Origin of the sequence: Marinobacterium sp. BA1 (assembly GCF_041155135.1) — a bacterium.
Taxonomy (GTDB): Bacteria; Pseudomonadota; Gammaproteobacteria; order Pseudomonadales; family Balneatricaceae; genus Marinobacterium; species Marinobacterium iners.
The window spans coordinates 170,422-185,800 of record NZ_BAAFHC010000002.1 but is presented as its reverse complement, the minus strand read 5'-3'; the positions used below and the strand labels follow the sequence as shown (position 1 = coordinate 185,800).

General features: G+C 50.5%; 32 protein-coding genes. 26 read left to right on the top strand and 6 right to left on the bottom strand.

Annotated elements, in window-relative coordinates; genetic code table 11:
* Positions 1 to 8 precede the first annotated feature (8 nt).
* From ACAM29_RS20130 to ACAM29_RS20105, 6 genes are all read right to left on the bottom strand, one after another.
* The gene (locus ACAM29_RS20130) at positions 9 to 200 is read right to left on the bottom strand and encodes a hypothetical protein (RefSeq protein WP_369625364.1); all 192 of its coding nucleotides are present in this window, start codon (positions 198 to 200) and stop codon (positions 9 to 11) included.
* Complete coding sequence (locus ACAM29_RS20125) at positions 193 to 399, bottom strand: hypothetical protein (RefSeq protein ID WP_369625363.1); 207 nt, start codon at positions 397 to 399, stop codon at positions 193 to 195. The genes ACAM29_RS20130 and ACAM29_RS20125 overlap by 8 nt, the downstream gene beginning before the upstream one ends.
* Before the next feature lie 293 nt (positions 400 to 692).
* Positions 693 to 929, bottom strand: coding sequence for a transposase (locus tag ACAM29_RS20120; protein WP_369625362.1), 237 nt, complete (start codon positions 927 to 929; stop codon positions 693 to 695).
* 193 nt (positions 930 to 1,122) lie between these two features.
* Entirely contained in the window at positions 1,123 to 1,518 is a 396-nt protein-coding gene (locus ACAM29_RS20115; RefSeq protein WP_369625361.1) for a hypothetical protein, read from the bottom strand.
* Positions 1,493 to 2,446 carry a hypothetical protein gene (locus ACAM29_RS20110; RefSeq protein ID WP_369625360.1) on the bottom strand — a complete coding sequence of 318 codons (954 nt, stop codon included), beginning with the start codon at positions 2,444 to 2,446 and terminating at the stop codon, positions 1,493 to 1,495. The genes ACAM29_RS20115 and ACAM29_RS20110 overlap by 26 nt, the downstream gene beginning before the upstream one ends.
* Positions 2,447 to 2,480: 34 nt before the next feature.
* Positions 2,481 to 2,651: a hypothetical protein gene (locus tag ACAM29_RS20105; protein ID WP_369625359.1), complete on the bottom strand. Its 171-nt coding sequence runs from the start codon at positions 2,649 to 2,651 to the stop codon at positions 2,481 to 2,483.
* 255 nt (positions 2,652 to 2,906) lie between these two features.
* Between ACAM29_RS20105 and ACAM29_RS20100 the strand changes: the two genes are divergently transcribed.
* The 26 genes from ACAM29_RS20100 (at position 2,907) to ACAM29_RS19975 (ending at position 15,123) form a co-directional block, all read left to right on the top strand.
* On the top strand, positions 2,907 to 3,911 hold the full coding sequence (locus ACAM29_RS20100; protein ID WP_369625358.1) for a DUF4326 domain-containing protein: 1,005 nt from the start codon (positions 2,907 to 2,909) through the stop codon (positions 3,909 to 3,911).
* Between the two features lie 139 nt (positions 3,912 to 4,050).
* Positions 4,051 to 4,815 (top strand): tyrosine-type recombinase/integrase, encoded by a 765-nt coding sequence (locus tag ACAM29_RS20095; protein ID WP_369625357.1) that lies wholly within the window; start codon positions 4,051 to 4,053, stop codon positions 4,813 to 4,815.
* 140 nt (positions 4,816 to 4,955) lie between these two features.
* On the top strand, positions 4,956 to 5,237 hold the full coding sequence (locus ACAM29_RS20090) for a helix-turn-helix domain-containing protein (RefSeq protein WP_369625356.1): 282 nt from the start codon (positions 4,956 to 4,958) through the stop codon (positions 5,235 to 5,237).
* A gap of 28 nt (positions 5,238 to 5,265) precedes the next feature.
* Positions 5,266 to 5,496, top strand: coding sequence for a hypothetical protein (locus ACAM29_RS20085; RefSeq protein ID WP_369625355.1), 231 nt, complete (start codon positions 5,266 to 5,268; stop codon positions 5,494 to 5,496).
* 73 nt (positions 5,497 to 5,569) lie between these two features.
* Complete coding sequence (locus tag ACAM29_RS20080) at positions 5,570 to 5,740, top strand: hypothetical protein (RefSeq protein WP_369625354.1); 171 nt, start codon at positions 5,570 to 5,572, stop codon at positions 5,738 to 5,740.
* On the top strand, positions 5,737 to 6,234 hold the full coding sequence (locus ACAM29_RS20075; RefSeq protein WP_369625353.1) for a hypothetical protein: 498 nt from the start codon (positions 5,737 to 5,739) through the stop codon (positions 6,232 to 6,234). The genes ACAM29_RS20080 and ACAM29_RS20075 overlap by 4 nt, the downstream gene beginning before the upstream one ends.
* Before the next feature lie 18 nt (positions 6,235 to 6,252).
* A complete protein-coding gene (locus tag ACAM29_RS20070) occupies positions 6,253 to 6,471 on the top strand; it encodes a hypothetical protein (protein ID WP_369625352.1) in 219 nt (72 codons plus the stop codon).
* Between the two features lie 14 nt (positions 6,472 to 6,485).
* Positions 6,486 to 6,716 carry a hypothetical protein gene (locus ACAM29_RS20065; protein ID WP_369625351.1) on the top strand — a complete coding sequence of 77 codons (231 nt, stop codon included), beginning with the start codon at positions 6,486 to 6,488 and terminating at the stop codon, positions 6,714 to 6,716.
* Between the two features lie 253 nt (positions 6,717 to 6,969).
* Positions 6,970 to 7,401: a hypothetical protein gene (locus tag ACAM29_RS20060; RefSeq protein ID WP_369625350.1), complete on the top strand. Its 432-nt coding sequence runs from the start codon at positions 6,970 to 6,972 to the stop codon at positions 7,399 to 7,401.
* The gene (locus ACAM29_RS20055; protein WP_369625349.1) at positions 7,385 to 8,038 is read left to right on the top strand and encodes a hypothetical protein; all 654 of its coding nucleotides are present in this window, start codon (positions 7,385 to 7,387) and stop codon (positions 8,036 to 8,038) included. The genes ACAM29_RS20060 and ACAM29_RS20055 overlap by 17 nt, the downstream gene beginning before the upstream one ends.
* Before the next feature lie 41 nt (positions 8,039 to 8,079).
* Positions 8,080 to 8,307, top strand: a complete 228-nt coding sequence (locus tag ACAM29_RS20050) for a hypothetical protein (RefSeq protein ID WP_369625348.1) — start codon at positions 8,080 to 8,082, stop codon at positions 8,305 to 8,307.
* 571 nt (positions 8,308 to 8,878) lie between these two features.
* A complete protein-coding gene (locus ACAM29_RS20045) occupies positions 8,879 to 9,214 on the top strand; it encodes a hypothetical protein (protein ID WP_369625347.1) in 336 nt (111 codons plus the stop codon).
* Between the two features lie 172 nt (positions 9,215 to 9,386).
* Positions 9,387 to 9,671 (top strand): hypothetical protein, encoded by a 285-nt coding sequence (locus tag ACAM29_RS20040; RefSeq protein ID WP_369625346.1) that lies wholly within the window; start codon positions 9,387 to 9,389, stop codon positions 9,669 to 9,671.
* 25 nt (positions 9,672 to 9,696) lie between these two features.
* Entirely contained in the window at positions 9,697 to 9,921 is a 225-nt protein-coding gene (locus ACAM29_RS20035; RefSeq protein ID WP_369625345.1) for a hypothetical protein, read from the top strand.
* Between the two features lie 22 nt (positions 9,922 to 9,943).
* Entirely contained in the window at positions 9,944 to 10,198 is a 255-nt protein-coding gene (locus tag ACAM29_RS20030; protein WP_369625344.1) for a hypothetical protein, read from the top strand.
* Between the two features lie 38 nt (positions 10,199 to 10,236).
* Entirely contained in the window at positions 10,237 to 10,605 is a 369-nt protein-coding gene (locus ACAM29_RS20025; protein ID WP_369625343.1) for a hypothetical protein, read from the top strand.
* A gap of 112 nt (positions 10,606 to 10,717) precedes the next feature.
* On the top strand, positions 10,718 to 10,915 hold the full coding sequence (locus ACAM29_RS20020; protein ID WP_369625342.1) for a hypothetical protein: 198 nt from the start codon (positions 10,718 to 10,720) through the stop codon (positions 10,913 to 10,915).
* Between the two features lie 388 nt (positions 10,916 to 11,303).
* The gene (locus ACAM29_RS20015; RefSeq protein WP_369625341.1) at positions 11,304 to 11,702 is read left to right on the top strand and encodes a hypothetical protein; all 399 of its coding nucleotides are present in this window, start codon (positions 11,304 to 11,306) and stop codon (positions 11,700 to 11,702) included.
* Between the two features lie 24 nt (positions 11,703 to 11,726).
* Positions 11,727 to 12,041, top strand: a complete 315-nt coding sequence (locus ACAM29_RS20010) for a hypothetical protein (RefSeq protein ID WP_369625340.1) — start codon at positions 11,727 to 11,729, stop codon at positions 12,039 to 12,041.
* Positions 12,042 to 12,067: 26 nt separating this feature from the next.
* On the top strand, positions 12,068 to 12,517 hold the full coding sequence (locus ACAM29_RS20005) for a hypothetical protein (RefSeq protein WP_369625339.1): 450 nt from the start codon (positions 12,068 to 12,070) through the stop codon (positions 12,515 to 12,517).
* A gap of 12 nt (positions 12,518 to 12,529) precedes the next feature.
* On the top strand, positions 12,530 to 12,679 hold the full coding sequence (locus tag ACAM29_RS20000) for a hypothetical protein (RefSeq protein ID WP_369625338.1): 150 nt from the start codon (positions 12,530 to 12,532) through the stop codon (positions 12,677 to 12,679).
* A gap of 21 nt (positions 12,680 to 12,700) precedes the next feature.
* Positions 12,701 to 12,904 (top strand): hypothetical protein, encoded by a 204-nt coding sequence (locus ACAM29_RS19995; protein WP_369625337.1) that lies wholly within the window; start codon positions 12,701 to 12,703, stop codon positions 12,902 to 12,904.
* A gap of 20 nt (positions 12,905 to 12,924) precedes the next feature.
* Positions 12,925 to 13,284, top strand: coding sequence for a hypothetical protein (locus ACAM29_RS19990; RefSeq protein WP_369625336.1), 360 nt, complete (start codon positions 12,925 to 12,927; stop codon positions 13,282 to 13,284).
* Positions 13,285 to 13,608: 324 nt separating this feature from the next.
* Positions 13,609 to 13,890, top strand: a complete 282-nt coding sequence (locus tag ACAM29_RS19985; RefSeq protein ID WP_369625335.1) for a helix-turn-helix domain-containing protein — start codon at positions 13,609 to 13,611, stop codon at positions 13,888 to 13,890.
* 468 nt (positions 13,891 to 14,358) lie between these two features.
* On the top strand, positions 14,359 to 14,712 hold the full coding sequence (locus ACAM29_RS19980; RefSeq protein WP_369625334.1) for a hypothetical protein: 354 nt from the start codon (positions 14,359 to 14,361) through the stop codon (positions 14,710 to 14,712).
* Positions 14,713 to 14,739: 27 nt separating this feature from the next.
* Positions 14,740 to 15,123: a hypothetical protein gene (locus ACAM29_RS19975; RefSeq protein ID WP_369625333.1), complete on the top strand. Its 384-nt coding sequence runs from the start codon at positions 14,740 to 14,742 to the stop codon at positions 15,121 to 15,123.
* The last annotated feature ends 256 nt before the right edge of the window (positions 15,124 to 15,379 follow it).

The following is a 15,379-nucleotide window of genomic DNA, read 5'->3' as shown; positions in this document are numbered from 1 at the left end:
CCGTGGTTTCATATTCCATCGATACATGACTTTGCTTCTTTGAGTAGCTGGATATCTTCGTCGGATTCAGCCGCTTCAATTAACTCCTCAAACCCACCAGCCTGGGTCACAATATCCTCGAACTCGGCGTAGGTAGCCGGCACCCTTCTAAGAGCGAAAACGACACCTCTTCGAAACATAACCCATTCACAATCAGTCATGCACACCCTCCTTTGAGGCTTCTGTTTCTCTGCAGCGCTCTAGAAGCCGCGACATGACTTGACCACCAAGCGCAAATCCGATTATGAAGGGTGCAGTCTGCAACACCTCGATGCCTATAAGACTGAAGAGCAAATGGACTATCAATCCAGCGAAGACGCCCGTAAAAACTCCAGCATAAATTGCTTTTGATTTTGTCATGCCAGTTCCTATCTGTGTTATTCGACTTTCTCGATTGACGTTACGGTACCGTCCTCGATCTGCCGCCCAACCAGCTCCGGTGCCGGGCTTATGCCGATTCGAGTTGAGCCCCATGAAGACTTATGATCTCTAGCTGTGTCAAGGTAATCGCATGCAGCAAATAGAAGCTCTATCTCCAAGGGGCGCGGCTGTGATTTATGGTTGCACATAATGCCATCAGATCACCTGTTGCTGTTAGTCCATGCGCAACAATATCACCCATAAGGGTGATATTGTCAAGATGTATATCACCTCTACTTGTGATATTTTGCCGCACGCTTTGCCCACTCATCTTTCTCTCGCAGATTGCTGATCAGCCTGGAGAGTGAGTGCTGCTCAACGCCGTGCTTGCGGGCAACCTCACTTTGATTGCCGCCGTTAACAAGGTACTCCCGAGCGGCCTCACGGACGGCTTCTGAGCCCTTTGTCTTGCGAATAGCCTCTAATAACAGATCAACATACTCGGCGGGTGTATGGCCCTTTTGAATCATCCAGTGTTGCCTTCAAACAGTTTGTAAACGGCATCAGAATATCACGGATAGCGGTGATTATCACCAATCCAATGCAGGCCAAAGCCAATACCCAGCTCAGCGAGACTGATTCCGGCGAAAGTGAGGCTCCCCTGCAGCAGTCTCATCACTGCATCGATCATGCCTAGGCCCTTGCTGTTTTGGCCGTTGCCTCCTAACGATACCTTGGATAGGGATACTCCGATCTCAGCACATCTGCATCCCAAAGCACCTCAAACTCTGCGAATTCCGGGTCAGGAGGGTTGTTGGGCAAATATGCATGATGGCCGATCACCGAAAGATTCCGGTTATGCCACTTCTGCCAGTACCGAATTTCCCCGTTCTCATCGAATTCCAACGCCGCCTTCTGGGCCAAATGAAGGTTCGATATGCAATACCGATCATCAAACCCACGCTCTACCGTTGGGTTCACATACAGGGCAACGTGATACAGCAAGGGAACCACGAAAAATAGATCCCCGCTTACCGCCTGATGGACCCAGATTGGCTTCCACTCGTTAATTAGTGCTTGATTGCTTTCTGATTCAGAAAAGTGCGAGCTGTTCTTCATATTGGGAGGCCTCGTGCGCAAGTGGGTCATTGTCATCTAATGTCTGGTCCTGGTGGCCTTCCATGTTGTCGGTAGAATCGCTTTCGATCTCAACGATCGGTATGTCGTCAAGGAACGCAAATGTCAGGTATTCTTCTGCCGGTGCATCATCGTCTTGAGACCGGCCGACAACCCTTCCTTGTGGATCGATTTCAGCCAAAGGCACAGCTTGAGGCGGCGCACACGTGACCGCAGTACTGACAGTCTGCTCATCAAAGTGTTGTTCCAGCGCCATTTTGAGTGCACTCAGGCTTGTCAGCAACAAATCTGCGCACCCCTGCCCCGTTTCATCCGTGGAGCGTTGAAGCCCTATCCACGGGATAATCACTTCAGAATGGTCTTCGTAGAGGTGCTGGAAATACAACACCTGCGCCTGACGCGTCTCGCCTTGCCACATCAAATAATGCCGGCCGCGATCGTTAACGCGTTGCTCTGTGCTTTGCCCCTTCGCAAACCCGTGCACGGGCGCATCCTCAGCAGGACCCGTATGTTCCAGGGTGGCATGCGGATCACTGACAGCTTCGATACGCGGCTCTTGTGGCGTATTCGCGACGCTGAAGGTCTGATCCTGAGTGCTCGCTGACAAAGGGCTCATGGCCGTTTTGTTTTCGGCCGCTGCATGTACGCTATCTTCAACGGATGGACTCTCAAGCCCTGGCTGCTCTGCAGGCACATCAAATAGCGCCTCTGCGGCCTCGATCTGCTGAACCCGCATGACCGCGTTAAAGCCTGTGGCAATGATAGCGCCAGTACCCTTATCGGACAGTCGCCCAGCTCCCTGGCGGCCACAGGCGCGGCATGCACTGTATTCAAACAGCAAGGCGCCGGCATCGCTCTTCAACGTGGCAGAACTGGGTGCGAATGATGTTGAACCGCATGAGCATTCCATGAGAGTCCTCGCTTAGTAACGATGGCTAACCGACTTAATTTTCAATGCGACATTTGAACTGTTTGATGAGATATCGCAGACCTTTTGCGTTCAGAGGGATCGTATCAATCACATCACCCTCCTCATTCAACACATCGCAAAGGCCAACTTCGTCTGCCCTTTCGGCTGCAACTCCTCCAAAGATCCGGCAGCGGTTGTAGTACATCTGACATACACCTCGTGGGTTACGATCCCACGTAACACCCGTGTAGTACTGGATTTCGTTATCCGGCATAAACCGTATTGGCCGCAGGGAAACGGCCCCTTCAGGCACCTTATACTCGCCTGATATGTACTCTCTGTTTGAATCCTGTTGACTGAGCATGGTTGATGACCACCTTTAATCGACCCGATGTGTTTAAGCCACTATTAAAATGATATATGGTGTAACCTAATATGCGTAGTTAAGCACGGGGCACTCATGAACGCAACCACAACCACTGTCTCACATTGTAAGCGTGATAAGGCAGACATCTATATTGGCCGCGGCTCACGCTTTGGCAACCCCTTCCCAATGACCGACGAAAGCGAACGTGCGATGGTCATTGAGCAATTCCGTCAGTGGGTCCGTGGTCAACCCGAGCTGCTTCGCCTCAGTCGAGAGCTCCTTCCAGGCAAGTCCCTTGGATGCTACTGCGCGCCTCGTGATTGCCATGGAGATGTACTGGCCGAGATTGCTAACGGACACTGGGATAACCTCATCCCTGACTCACCTGTGTTCTGCTTTGGTTCAAATGAGGCTGGCCGGCATGGAGCCGGAGACGCAAAAACCGCTATTCAGCACCATGGCGCGGTGGCCGGTCAGGGCATAGGGTTGGCCGGTGACAGCTATGCGGTCCCTACCATGAACCGCATGCTGCGTGCATTGCCGCTGGCTACGATAAAGCACCACATCGCAGACCTCATAGAATGCGCCCAGGCCATGCCTGAACGTACCTTCATGGTGACCCGAATCGGATGCGGACTGGCAGGCTTTACCGATGACGACATTGCCCCACTGTTCTATGACGCGCCGCCGAACATGCAGCTGCCTGGTATCTGGGAGGCCATGCGCTCACGCGCCAACGGCATACCCGCTCCCGTGCGCGTGATTGTCGCCGGCAGTCGCACATTTAAGGATTACGCTCTGCTGCTGGCGAAGCTTGACCACCTGCTACAGCGCCTGCCCAAGGCGCACATCGGAATCATCAGCGACGGGGCCGACACACTGGGTGAGCGTTACGCGGTCCAGCGAGGTCTCCGCCTGAGGCGCATGCCCGCGTTTTGGGAGTCTTACGGGAAAGCCGCAGACTACCTTCGCAACCAGCAGATGAGCCACTACGCGACGCATTTGGTGGCCTTTTGGAACGGGTACTCGCCCGACACCCAGTCCATGATTGATATTGCTCAGAGAGACAAGCTCGCCATTAAAATTGTGAAGGCTTGAGCCGTGGGTGATTCCGATGTGCGTGCCTTGCTCACCCCTGAATATTCCCATGAAGCTCGAAAACAGGCGCTTTGGCTCAAGCTGTCATGGAATTTCGTGATATATTGGAATTTGGCACCTTCAGCAGAGAGGATGGTAGATGCCATCAAGACAGAGACCGGTAAAACGGCTAATCAAAGAAACCGAGCGAGGCAGCGGGCAGGCCCAGATCGTCGAAAAACCGGGTCAGCTGGCTCATATTCTTTGGGCTGCGTCCCGTGGTGATCTGGGCAAGCGTAACGTCGTTGTTTGCTGGATGCTATTTGGTTCAGGATTACGCATCAACGAGGTGGCGCACTTAAAAGTCTCGGACGTGATTTACCGAGACGGTACGATCAAGGAAGTCTTCACGTTACCTGCGCCTTACACCAAAACCGGAAAAAGCCGGGCCTGCTTTATAATTGCAAAGCAGCAGCGGAAGGCCATTCAGGAGTGGATTGCTCAGCGCGTGTCCGAAAATGCCTTCCTGTCAAAAGACGGAACCTATGGCGGGCTGCAGGGTGATAGTTATTTCATTCTAGGCAAGCGCGGTAAAACATGGCGTCGCCTGGCTTTTAACGACAAAAAATATAGGACAGCTGACGGCAGAACTGTGTCCACCAAGGTCTGCGGATCACTTGAGAACTTGGTCAGGGCTCTATTCAAAGGAGCCGGACTCAATGCAGGTAGCTCACACAGTGGCAGGAGAACGTTAGCTTCGTGGCTTGACCGCAAAGGCTACGACCTAGAATTTATTCAAATGATTCTTGGGCACGAGAATCCAGATATGAGCCTTGAATATATCGATCCCTACTTGCCCAGGATTAAGAGTGCGTTCGAATCAATTTGGAAAGGTGTGCGGCCGCCCAAGGAACCACTGTCATGAATCGTAATCGTTATTCATTTCAGCAAGGCTGTTTTCAAAATGCAATCACTCCAGTGCAAGAGAATCCTTACCCCACGTTCAAGTCTCTACCTGAGATCTATGAAAGCTATCGCATCATTCTATGAGGTTAACGCTTGGGCATGACAGCATCAAAGACCAAAACAAGTTTCTATCGGCGCCTTTACGTGGCCTATCTAATCGACTCTGGTGTTAATTCTGTGCCTGCCATTATTGAGGCAACGGGGATGCCCCGGCGCACCGCGCAAGACAGCATCGTGGCCCTGTCTGAGATTGGTATTATCTGCGCGTTTTCTGGCCCCACTAAAACCGGCAGGTATCAAATCCTTGACTGGGGGCCGATTAAAAGGGAGTGGGTAAAAAATAACTTGCGGCACGTCTGTGGCGTGCTAGAATATGATTAGAGTGAATTAGGAAAAGGTGCCTGCGGTTATGGCTAATGTAGAGAAGCTGAAGTTTTATGCCGAAGCAAAGCGCGCCACGGCAATCAAGATCCATAAGTTTGAGGACGGCAACTTCGTCCCCTACTGGATAGGCCGCCTCAACGGGAGGAGCGTGACATTGAACTCAGAATGCAAGCATACGACTCGGAAGCAGGCTGTGGAGGATGCCCGCCGCTTCCGAGAATCATGCCGCAGTGAATTAGAGGGCCTTGGGGTGTAGATGCCTCTAGGCCTGCAGGCCTTTTTGCCCGTGGAATTACTAAATAACAGTTAATTGGAAACCGGTGGGTGATATGAACGAAGACGTGAAGGCAACAAGAGAAGAACTCATGGAGCGTGTTGATCAGATGAAGGCAAAGGAGAAGCGTTTTTTTTTCCGGTCTTCTCATTGCCATACCGTTTGGCGTGATTCTCTATCTCGTGTTGATGGTTTAACTGGAAACCACTACAGGAGAAAGCGATGAATTATGATTCTTTAAGCCTTGAAGCTGTGCAGTGGATTACCTGGATATCCCTTGGTGCTGGCGGCCTTGCCGCTCTCAGCACACTGGCTTTCGGACTGGTCGCCTTTAGCGGCCTTTCGGCGGCATCAGACAAGACTCCTGTTGAGCGCTTCGCACTGACGTTTGTTTCGCATAAGCGTTATATGGTGCCAGTTGCTTTCACATTGATGGCGTCTGCATGTGGGGCCGTAACCTCAATGGATTATCGGTCAACCATCTCTGACACGATCGCGACTGGGGCGCAGGTCTTGAGCATTCCGCCGAAGGCCCTGGTAACCGCGAATGGAGAGCCGTTGCGTGTAATGGAGAACGAAGCAATGTTTAAGCACGTATTTTCTATTGATGTAAAGCCCATCGTTTCAGTGCTTGGCTCCCGTGGATATATTCGGGAACCAAGTCAGGCGAAAACCGATGATCTGATCAAGGCCTTAAAGCACCTGGCGCATGACGCCTGAACGCCATGGGAATTCGGTATGAATACTCTGAACAGGGTTTTGATTTTAGGGGTTCTGGCGTCGATCGGGCTGATTATTGGGGGTGTCATCGGCCTTAATCAAAGCTCGGAATCAGTATTGACCGCATGGATTCAGTTAGTTTTGGGAAGCACTGCATTAACCTCTATCGCGGTGACTGTAGGCAGTAAAACCCTACAAACGAAACGCTCGGACTGTAAGCACCACAAAGACACGTAACATTGGAAACCGGGATGATGACTACCCTCATACAAATAGCCCTGCTCGCTGGTGTTAGTTATTTGCTGGTCAGCGTTGGCATGGACATGCTCAGGAAGTACACCTATGAGCAGCTTTCAGAGCGCTATGGACTTCAGCTTCAGATGGAAAACCGTCTGCCTGAGCCGAGGCTAAAAGAACTCAAAGAAAATGGTGCCAGCAGATGGACGTATCGCCGCTTGATTCGGCAGTACGTGACAAGTTGAGAACATGGGAAGCCGGGCATGAGGCAATTCATAACCATCGACGAACAAGGCTGGTATTGCCACTTTAGGACCAGGTACAGAGGGTGGATTTACCGCCCCTCCCATTGGCTTTTATCGCTGCTTCGTCGGTCGCCTTGGATTGCTGTGATTAACACCTATGGCGTTGACGACGGGAAAACTGTCCATGACCTGGACAAGCGGCGGCTTCAAGGCCGGAGCGATTAACTGCAAGATTGGAAGACGGGAGGTCTGAATGTTCTACCCCTTTATTGAAAGCAAGTGGCAGAAAGGAAAGGTGCGCGTCGGTCTCCCTGCTCGGGGCCACGGAGAGACGGTTACTGTTGAGGCCAGAGGGCTTGCTGGATTCGCTTCTCGTTTCTTGTCGCAATCTGAAAAACAGCGCTTAGCGGATCTGGCAAAGAAGGATGCTAAGCCGAGTGCAGGGAAACGGAAAGTGGATATAGAAATCGAGATTGGGCCGGGCGGCAAAGTGTTTCTGGAAACGCCTCAACAAAAATGGGTTGGTGAAAACCCTGAAATAATGCAGGTGGCACGTTTTGCCGGTCAAGAGATGCTGGCTATTCAGAAGTCGGACGATGAGCCCGAAGTCTTTGAACTTCATTATCTTGGTCAGTCATGGGGAACCGGTCAAAATCGCAGGAGCATTTATGCCTACCAAATCTGATACATCCGCTACCGGTTTTGAGCTAGCCGAGGGCAAGCATGTAACGACCAACACAGCGCTTGGTCTGCTGAGTGCTGCGTCTATAGCATCCTTCCAGTCACTTGGGCTTAAGGGGTGCATTCACATTGAGGAATTGTGCAACAATAATTTTGACTTGATTGTGTCATCGGACACCTTGCGCGCTGTCTCTAAGGAGCTTTTGGAATTAGCTGATCAAGCAGATCGCGCAGACTGTAACCAGATTGATATTCGAGAAGCGATGGATGCCATAGCATGTTCTGGCGATAACAACGTATCCGAGATCAACTGCGAATTAAATGCCTTTAAAGAACATGCGCATTGTTTGCAAATGGCGCTCTTATATGCTGCACAAGGCCACGGCAGGAATGTTGATTGGGTGAAGCAGCAGCTGAGTGAGCTGACTCTCGATGCGACCCTTGCGTTGATTGTTAATGTGCATGTACCACGTTACTACAGCTCTGCCTTGAACCAACAGCTTACCAATATTCCAGGTTTTGAGTCTGTAGAGAAGTTCCGATTTCTTTCGCCCGGCCCCGTGCCTTCGCAAACTGAAGAGGTACACCGTCATTACAGTTATTTAGCCACCCTGGTCAGACGGGCCGCTAAGGCGTTATAAACCGGCAAATAACAAAGATATTGGAATGTGGGATCTGAGTTATGAAGAAAGCTATAAAAGGCTATCAAAGAGCCGGTTTTATTGGCGCAGCGTTGATGCAGGCTTTCGGCAAGCTCACTCCGGACATGCACAACGAGGATAGCTCTCCGCTAATGCATAAATGGCTTTGGGAGCTTCCAGGTTACACCTCGCCAGAAACTGGTACCGCCGAACGGCATCAGGCCGATGTAAACGAACGGCGACTCCAGCCACTTATCAAGTCAGAGTGACATGGGAAACCGTGGTATGGCTATGAAACCGGCATTGGTGATTTATTTTGGCATGGCTGTAGCTGGGATAGCCTTGACCGTCTTTCTCATAAATAACCCAGAAACACTCCAAACCCTCCGTGATTTTGGACGACCGTAACATGGAAGAGCGACCATTCACGCGGCCGGTGAGCGTGACCGCGAACCGGCAATGGTCCAAGAAGGGCGAAGCCCGCCCGGGCGTTCAGATGCTCTCTCAGGCCCCTGAGAGGCCAAAGTCGAATCACTACGCACTCACCTATCCCCGCGCATAGCCTCCCTGCCCTGTTTCACCAGCAATCTGTGTTATTCTACTAGACATAAACGACCGGTATGCTAGAGTGGACATATATGACCAGTAAACGACAAACTGAATTTCACAAGGTTGCCCAAGAAAAGGGTTGGAGACTGGTAGACATTGGGAAGCGCTGGGGTGTGGGTGAGCGGCAAATGAGCCGGATTGCGAACCGGCCAACCCGCAAAGACCTCGACGCGATCAACGGGCTCCCCTACAAGCAAGAATGATTGGAAAACGATATGAGGAACAGCAGATATGTCGATTGATACCGGCCCCTTCGCCTTCGCAAAGTATCTGGAAAATGCTCGTAACCATGGTGTCAAAGATGCTCTTTTCTCAGCATCGAAAAAATCATCTCCACCCAATCTTCGGTCACATGATGGACTGAATAGCGACGAATCCGTGTTGGTGTCCAGGAACGAAGTCGACGCTTTTGTTTTCGGTGAGGCTGGCGAGGAAAAGTTCAAGGCGCTAACCAAGGAAGGCAAAGGTATCGAGTTCACTGTTCAGATCGATTCTGATGATCTGAGAGCTTCTGCGGAGCCGATGTTTCCAGAGGGCTGTTACATGGTGGCCGTTCGGTTGCAATAGGTTAATTGGAATACGTCTATGGATGCGTTTGTGACAACACTGATGCTTATTCCGAGGGATATCGGGTTAGTCCTCGGCCTTCTAGGGATCATCCCAGCAATGATGCCTGTGCTAACAAATAAGCCGCCATCTGGATGGGGGCAAACATGGTTTATGGCGGGGAGCGGCATTGTTGGGGCTATTTGTATGGCGGCTGGCATGGCTCACATCATTATCGGCAGCACACATTGAGATGGGAAACCGGCATTTTATGGACAAGTTGAACGAAATTGCACTCGACCACTATGGCAAATTGCTGGCTCTTGGTGGCGGCCTTGTGATGTTGCCCTCTCTTTTCGAGTTGCAAACTGGATCACCAGTCGCACCTGAGCCTTGGATCGGAATGATCTGGCTGGCGGGCTGCACTATTTGCGGAACTGGCATCTTCTTCTGGAAGAAGTCTGTTTCAGGTTATTAATCGCATTGTAAAACGGGAGTTCGTAATGTCACGCACAGAAGAATCGTTTGCAGCCACCTGGAAAGATCTGGAGTGGTCGATAAAACACCACAAAAAGCCTGCATGGCTGGTGCCGTTGGAGGATGGTTATCGCGTCAGCTTTACCAAGCCAGATTCGGGCAGTCTGCCCTTTGGGACGACCTCAAATCTGTACGACGTGAAACTGGACATTGTTGATTCAATTCCATCATCCAAAATATGTCATGTTTAAGTGGGAAAACAAGGATTACGCGATGAGTAAACCTGACGGAGGCGGAGTGTCAATCATTTGTGGAACATTGCTCTTTATCGCAGCGCTTGTCTGGGACCGGCTAGATGAGGCTACACCATTATGGTTCCTTTTGTTGCTGGCTTGCGGTGGAACCTTTTTGGTCACCTATCCCCTTTTCACACGAAGCCTCATCACGAAGGGGCTTATCCAGCAGGGTGAAGACCCTCAGGCTGTTAAGCGACGTTGGAAGATTAATCTTGGCTTTATTCAGATCTAGCCACTTCATTGAAAACCATACAAGAGTGAGTAATTGATATGAAAGAGTTCCTTCAGGAAGGTGATGTTATAGAGCTTACTGCTAATCATAGAGTTTACGCAGAGGTTCCATGTCACTTTGTTTATGCCAACAAAAAAGGCGACTTTTCTTTAACCCAACACGATGTTCAGTTGTCTGGTGATTTTGATTATCTACAAGGGAAGTACATTGTGACTAAAACAGAAATGACAGGCGGAGGTACGGGTCACGGTGCGAATGACGCCTTTCCTGATGGTCATAAAGTCACATGCAAACGAGAAGATGGAAAATATACAGTTTCGTTCTATCAAAGCGGATGTTTTACAGCGATGATAAAAGATATCACGCCTATAGCTGAAGCAACACTTCAATGGAAAATAGCAGAGTAGCCGTGAAATGCATCAGACCATCCAGATGCGCACTTTAAATGATGAGCAGGGACTGCAGCGACAAACCCACAACCTGCTAATTTGAAATCGAAAAGTTGAAATGGAGAGGGTGATGAAGAAACACAATATAATGTACTTTATCTTCGGGCCGACTATGTTATGGGTGCTTACGCTCAGCATTGTCGCCGCAATTGCTGTCTTTGATGGTTTTGATGGCGTTTTAGCACAGCTTGGCGATATGGCATGGTGGATTACCCTATTAACTGTTTTTACAGCCTACGGCTTTTTCAGGTGGCTGAAACATCTGTAATTAATGTTGTGCGATAACTTATTGGAAATCAAGCGGGGTGACTTTATGGAGCCTTCGATCTTTTTGGCACTAGGGGCAGTCATGATGTGGCTCGCTGATTGGATGGTTAGGTTTTGGGTGCGGTCCAAGGAGAGTTTGGAGAAAGCAGAAGCTGAGAAGATACTTTCTTGTCATGGAATGAGCGCACACATCTACATGCCTGGGTTCGGTGTGGACGATCAACACCTGCGTCAGGCCCTCGAAAAAATGGCTTACACCGGTCGGATTGTCCTTGATGACGATGGACACGTTGTTGGCAGGGTAATGCCTAAATTGGTGAAGGGGTCGACCGGAGCGCGGCTCCGCTTAGTCGTCGACAACACCAAATAGAGCGTGGGAATCCGGAGAAATGAATACAGGACCAGTAATTTATAAACCCAAGACGCCTCACCCCGTACTGCTTGCTGGCTTGACGGCTTGCTGGCTCGGCGGAGTTTTCGAGAGCTTTATCCTGCTTGCGGTATTTGTGATTTGTATGCTGTGGTGGCTCCCAAACAATCTTAAGCCAAGCCTGCTCCTCAAACATGAAGAAAACACTCAGGGTGAGACAATCAATCTTGGCAAGATTGAAATCCCTCTGGCCGAATGTTCCATGGGCAACCCGAAGTTCTACTATGCCCTCCGTGGCCTGCCCCAAGTCACACAACTGGTCACTGCAAGAGACCCTGAAACGGGCGTAGTAAGCCAATACCTTTTGGTCACACGGATAAATGGCCATACGCTACTGCACCCGATTAAAGAAAACTGATATTGGAAACCGGGAGGTCGCATAGTGGCAACCAACAAGTCAGGTAAAGAAATCCAGGATGAATACGAGCGACTGGCTCGCGAGCAGCTTGTTCTCGATAGTGATTGGCGACTCGGGACTATAGCCACGGCGCTACCGATTGGACTCGAAGACAAAATTGAGGGGCTCGATTCTGATAATGAGCTTTGTGACAGCGAACGCTGGCAGGAGCTAACCGCGCATTCGGCACCGCTCGCCTGGCTCCCTAAAGGAGTGATCCAGGTGACAATGGTCTCGGGGACCGGTAGCGAAAAACAGCAAAAAGCGGGCTTTATTCTGACCGAGAACTACGATCGCTAAAATTGGAAACCGACAGGGGTAGAGGTATGGAAGTAACGACCGAAGTTCACAAGCAGTACCGGAGTGTCGACGCGTGGGCTGCTCAACTAGGGAATGTTGTTCGCTCCCTCCTTTGGGCAACCGGCACATGGTTGGCTCTCTCAGTGCTGCTCGTAGGCGCCCAGTTTATCGGAGCGATCCTTTTCTCCGACTGGGTGCCGGCAAATGAGGCTGAGTTCAAGGAGGCAGCCAATTTCGTAGCGACTGTTTCAGGTGGTGTTGCTGCTTTCGCGGTCCTCATTTTTGGTCTGCCTCTGCCATTTCGGTTGAAAAACGTGTTTCGAATGGAGGCAGAGCGCCGGGTCGAAAGATACCAGTCGGCTAAAAAACAGGTGGCCTCACAAATCGAGATCACCGACAGCTTGCTAATCAGTTATGGGCTTATCAGCAAAGAAGACATCGAGAAGCGTCCAAAGGTGCGGACGGAGACTCAGTAAGGCGGGAAATCGGTGAGTGATATGAACGAAGATGTGAAGGCAACAAGAGAAGATCTCATGGAGCGTGTTGGTCAGATGAAGGCAAAGGAGAAGCGCTTTTATGCCGGTCTTCTCATTGCTATACCGTTTGGTGTGATTCTCTATCTCGTATTGATGGCTTAATTGGAAATCGGGAGAACCGTTATGGATAGTATTTTTGCAGCTCTTCTGATGATACCTGCCGGTGTAGGATTTTTGCTGGCCGGGCTAGGGGTAGTTCCGGTTTTAAAGATTCTGGGTGGCTGGCAACCGAGAGGCGGAAAAGAGGTTGCTTACGTCACAGTGCCATTTGTTGTTGGCGCAATTGGCATGATGGCAACTATGACGCACCTGATGTTGCCGCAATGAATAATATGGGAAACCGATCTATGAGTCCAAAATTACGGGAAGTCGCATTGAGAGTCATTAATGGTCGCGAATCCGCGTACGCAGACGCCGACTCCCTTTCCGCTGAACTGTCGCGACTAATCGATTATGCAGTCTCCAACCGCGATGCGCGTGATATTCACCCAGAGGAAGCTCAGACTGCTCGGATTGTAGCTGACGCGATTCGCGCCCTGGGCTACGAAGCAGACAATTGCATTGGTAGGGATCTCTGGGAGCTGGTTTCGGAGGATTCACAAGCCCAGTGGCTGGCACCGCCAGAATCGGTTGAGGGCGTTTATATCAGCTTGGTGAATGTGGCGAACAATATGGCCAAAGGCCAGTGCTACATCGAATTTACGTAATGGGAATTCGTTAGCTTCGTGGCTTGCCCGCAAAGGCTACGACCTAGAATTTATTCAAATGATTCTTGGGCACGAGAATCCGGATATGAGTCTTGAATATATCGATCCCCACTTACCCAAGATTAAGAGTGCGTTAGAATCAATTTGGAAAGGTGTGCGTTCTCCCAAGTAACCACTGTCATGAATCGTAATCGGTATTCATTCAAGCGAGGCGGATTTGAAAATGCAAACACTCCAGTGCAAGAGAATCCTTACCCCACGCTCAGGTCTCTACCTGGGCTCTACGAAAGCTATCGCATCAATATCTGAGGGCAATGCTTAAGCATGACGGCATCGAAGACCAAAACAAGCTTCTATCGGCGCCTTTACGTGGCCTATCTAATCGACTCAGGTATTAATTCTGTGCCTGCAATTGTTGGGGAGACAGGAATGCCCAGGCGCACAGCGCAAGACACCGTCGCAGCCCTTTCTGAGATTGGTATTATCTGTGCGTTTTCGGGCCCCACTAAAACCGGCAGGTATCAAATCATTGACTGGGGGCCAATTAAAAGGGAATGGGTAAAAATTAACTTGCGGCACGTCTGTGATGTGCTAGAGTATGTTTAAAAGGTCACCAATATACAGAGGTGTATTATGCAGTCGACCGTCTTGAAAGGGCTTTCGCCCAAACAGCGGGTACTTGTAATTCAGGCCGATGATTCCGCATTTGTGGCGACCCTCAGCCCTGATCGTGCCGTTTGGGAGATAGAGATCCCAGGGCCTCTAATTACTGATGATTACTACTGCTTGCAAGGGCTTGGGGACAACCCAAAGGTGAGCGCCGATGACCTCATTTACCTGCTACCCTCCCGTACAGCACCCCGCAAATCGGAGCACTGAAATGATTGTCACCCAAACATTAGACAAAGAGGCCTATGAGACCGCCGTTCGTAGGGCCCAAAACATGAAGTATTTAAACGCAGTTCGCATGGGGACGATGCTCATTGGCGTGCTGCTACTAATGGCCACAGTAGCCCTCTATTTTTCAGGTCGAGGGCACGAAACGTCGATTGCGCTGGCGCTGGCTGGGTCACTATGTGGCTTCGCCACGGCCGCGCTCAACATAGCTGTTTTTACGACAGCGAGCAGACAGCTTTAGAAACCGAGGAATTTGAATGGATACCAAAGAACAAAGCCAATTGTCGTAAGCGACTGGCAGCAGGAGAGGTCGTGACGGTAAGGTTGAGTGAAGAAGAGTTTACTATTGAGATTCAGGACAACCAGGCCTTACTGAAGAAAGGGACGGATATTGTTCTCGAAAAAGCTTTCATTCCCTGGGGTCCAGCCGACGACGATTATGTGGCCATGATCGGGTCATTCGGGGACAAGGGTGTAGTTGACGAAGATTGGTTTCAACGAGCTACGTCCGCCTTTCACGATCGATTTTAAGTAGATGGGAATTCGGGAGATTTAACAATGACACGACCATTGGACAGCACCACTGAACACAAGTGGAACAACGAGCGTTCAGGTGAGCAGAGTGAAATGATCGCAAAAGCCTATGCTCGGGACGCTGACAAGCCAGAACTGACAGGTTTTAAACAATCCTGTCGCGAAAGCAGAAAGTACGGTTTCCCTATCGTCGCTGCAAATCCGGCCAAGGATGAAAGTGAACAGCTGGCATGGGCCGCTCGGTTACTGCTCAGTGTCGCCCAGTCCTGGCCAGCAACTGACATCCCGGATGATTTTGAGGTCATCTCGGGCTCTCAGCTCCACAACGATGCTCAACAACTGGTTGCCAATGCCACTGGCAATTCACGCCAACTTGGGCTCTTAGAGCCTTATGGGAATCCGATATGAACCGCATAACAGAAGATCATGAACCGCTTGAGGACATTTTTTGCCCTCGGTGCGCAAAAGAACTTGCCCAAAAAACCGCTCGATGCCCCAAGTGTGGCTTCGAACATCCAGCTAAAGGATCGATACCAAGTATCAAAGAACTAAGCAACCTGCAATCAGAACATATGATCACTGTGTCTCCTGCGTACCTAAAAGTCGTTATATCCAGGGCGATGCAGGAGGGATGGTTGGAAGAAATGACGGGGCCGCCAGACGT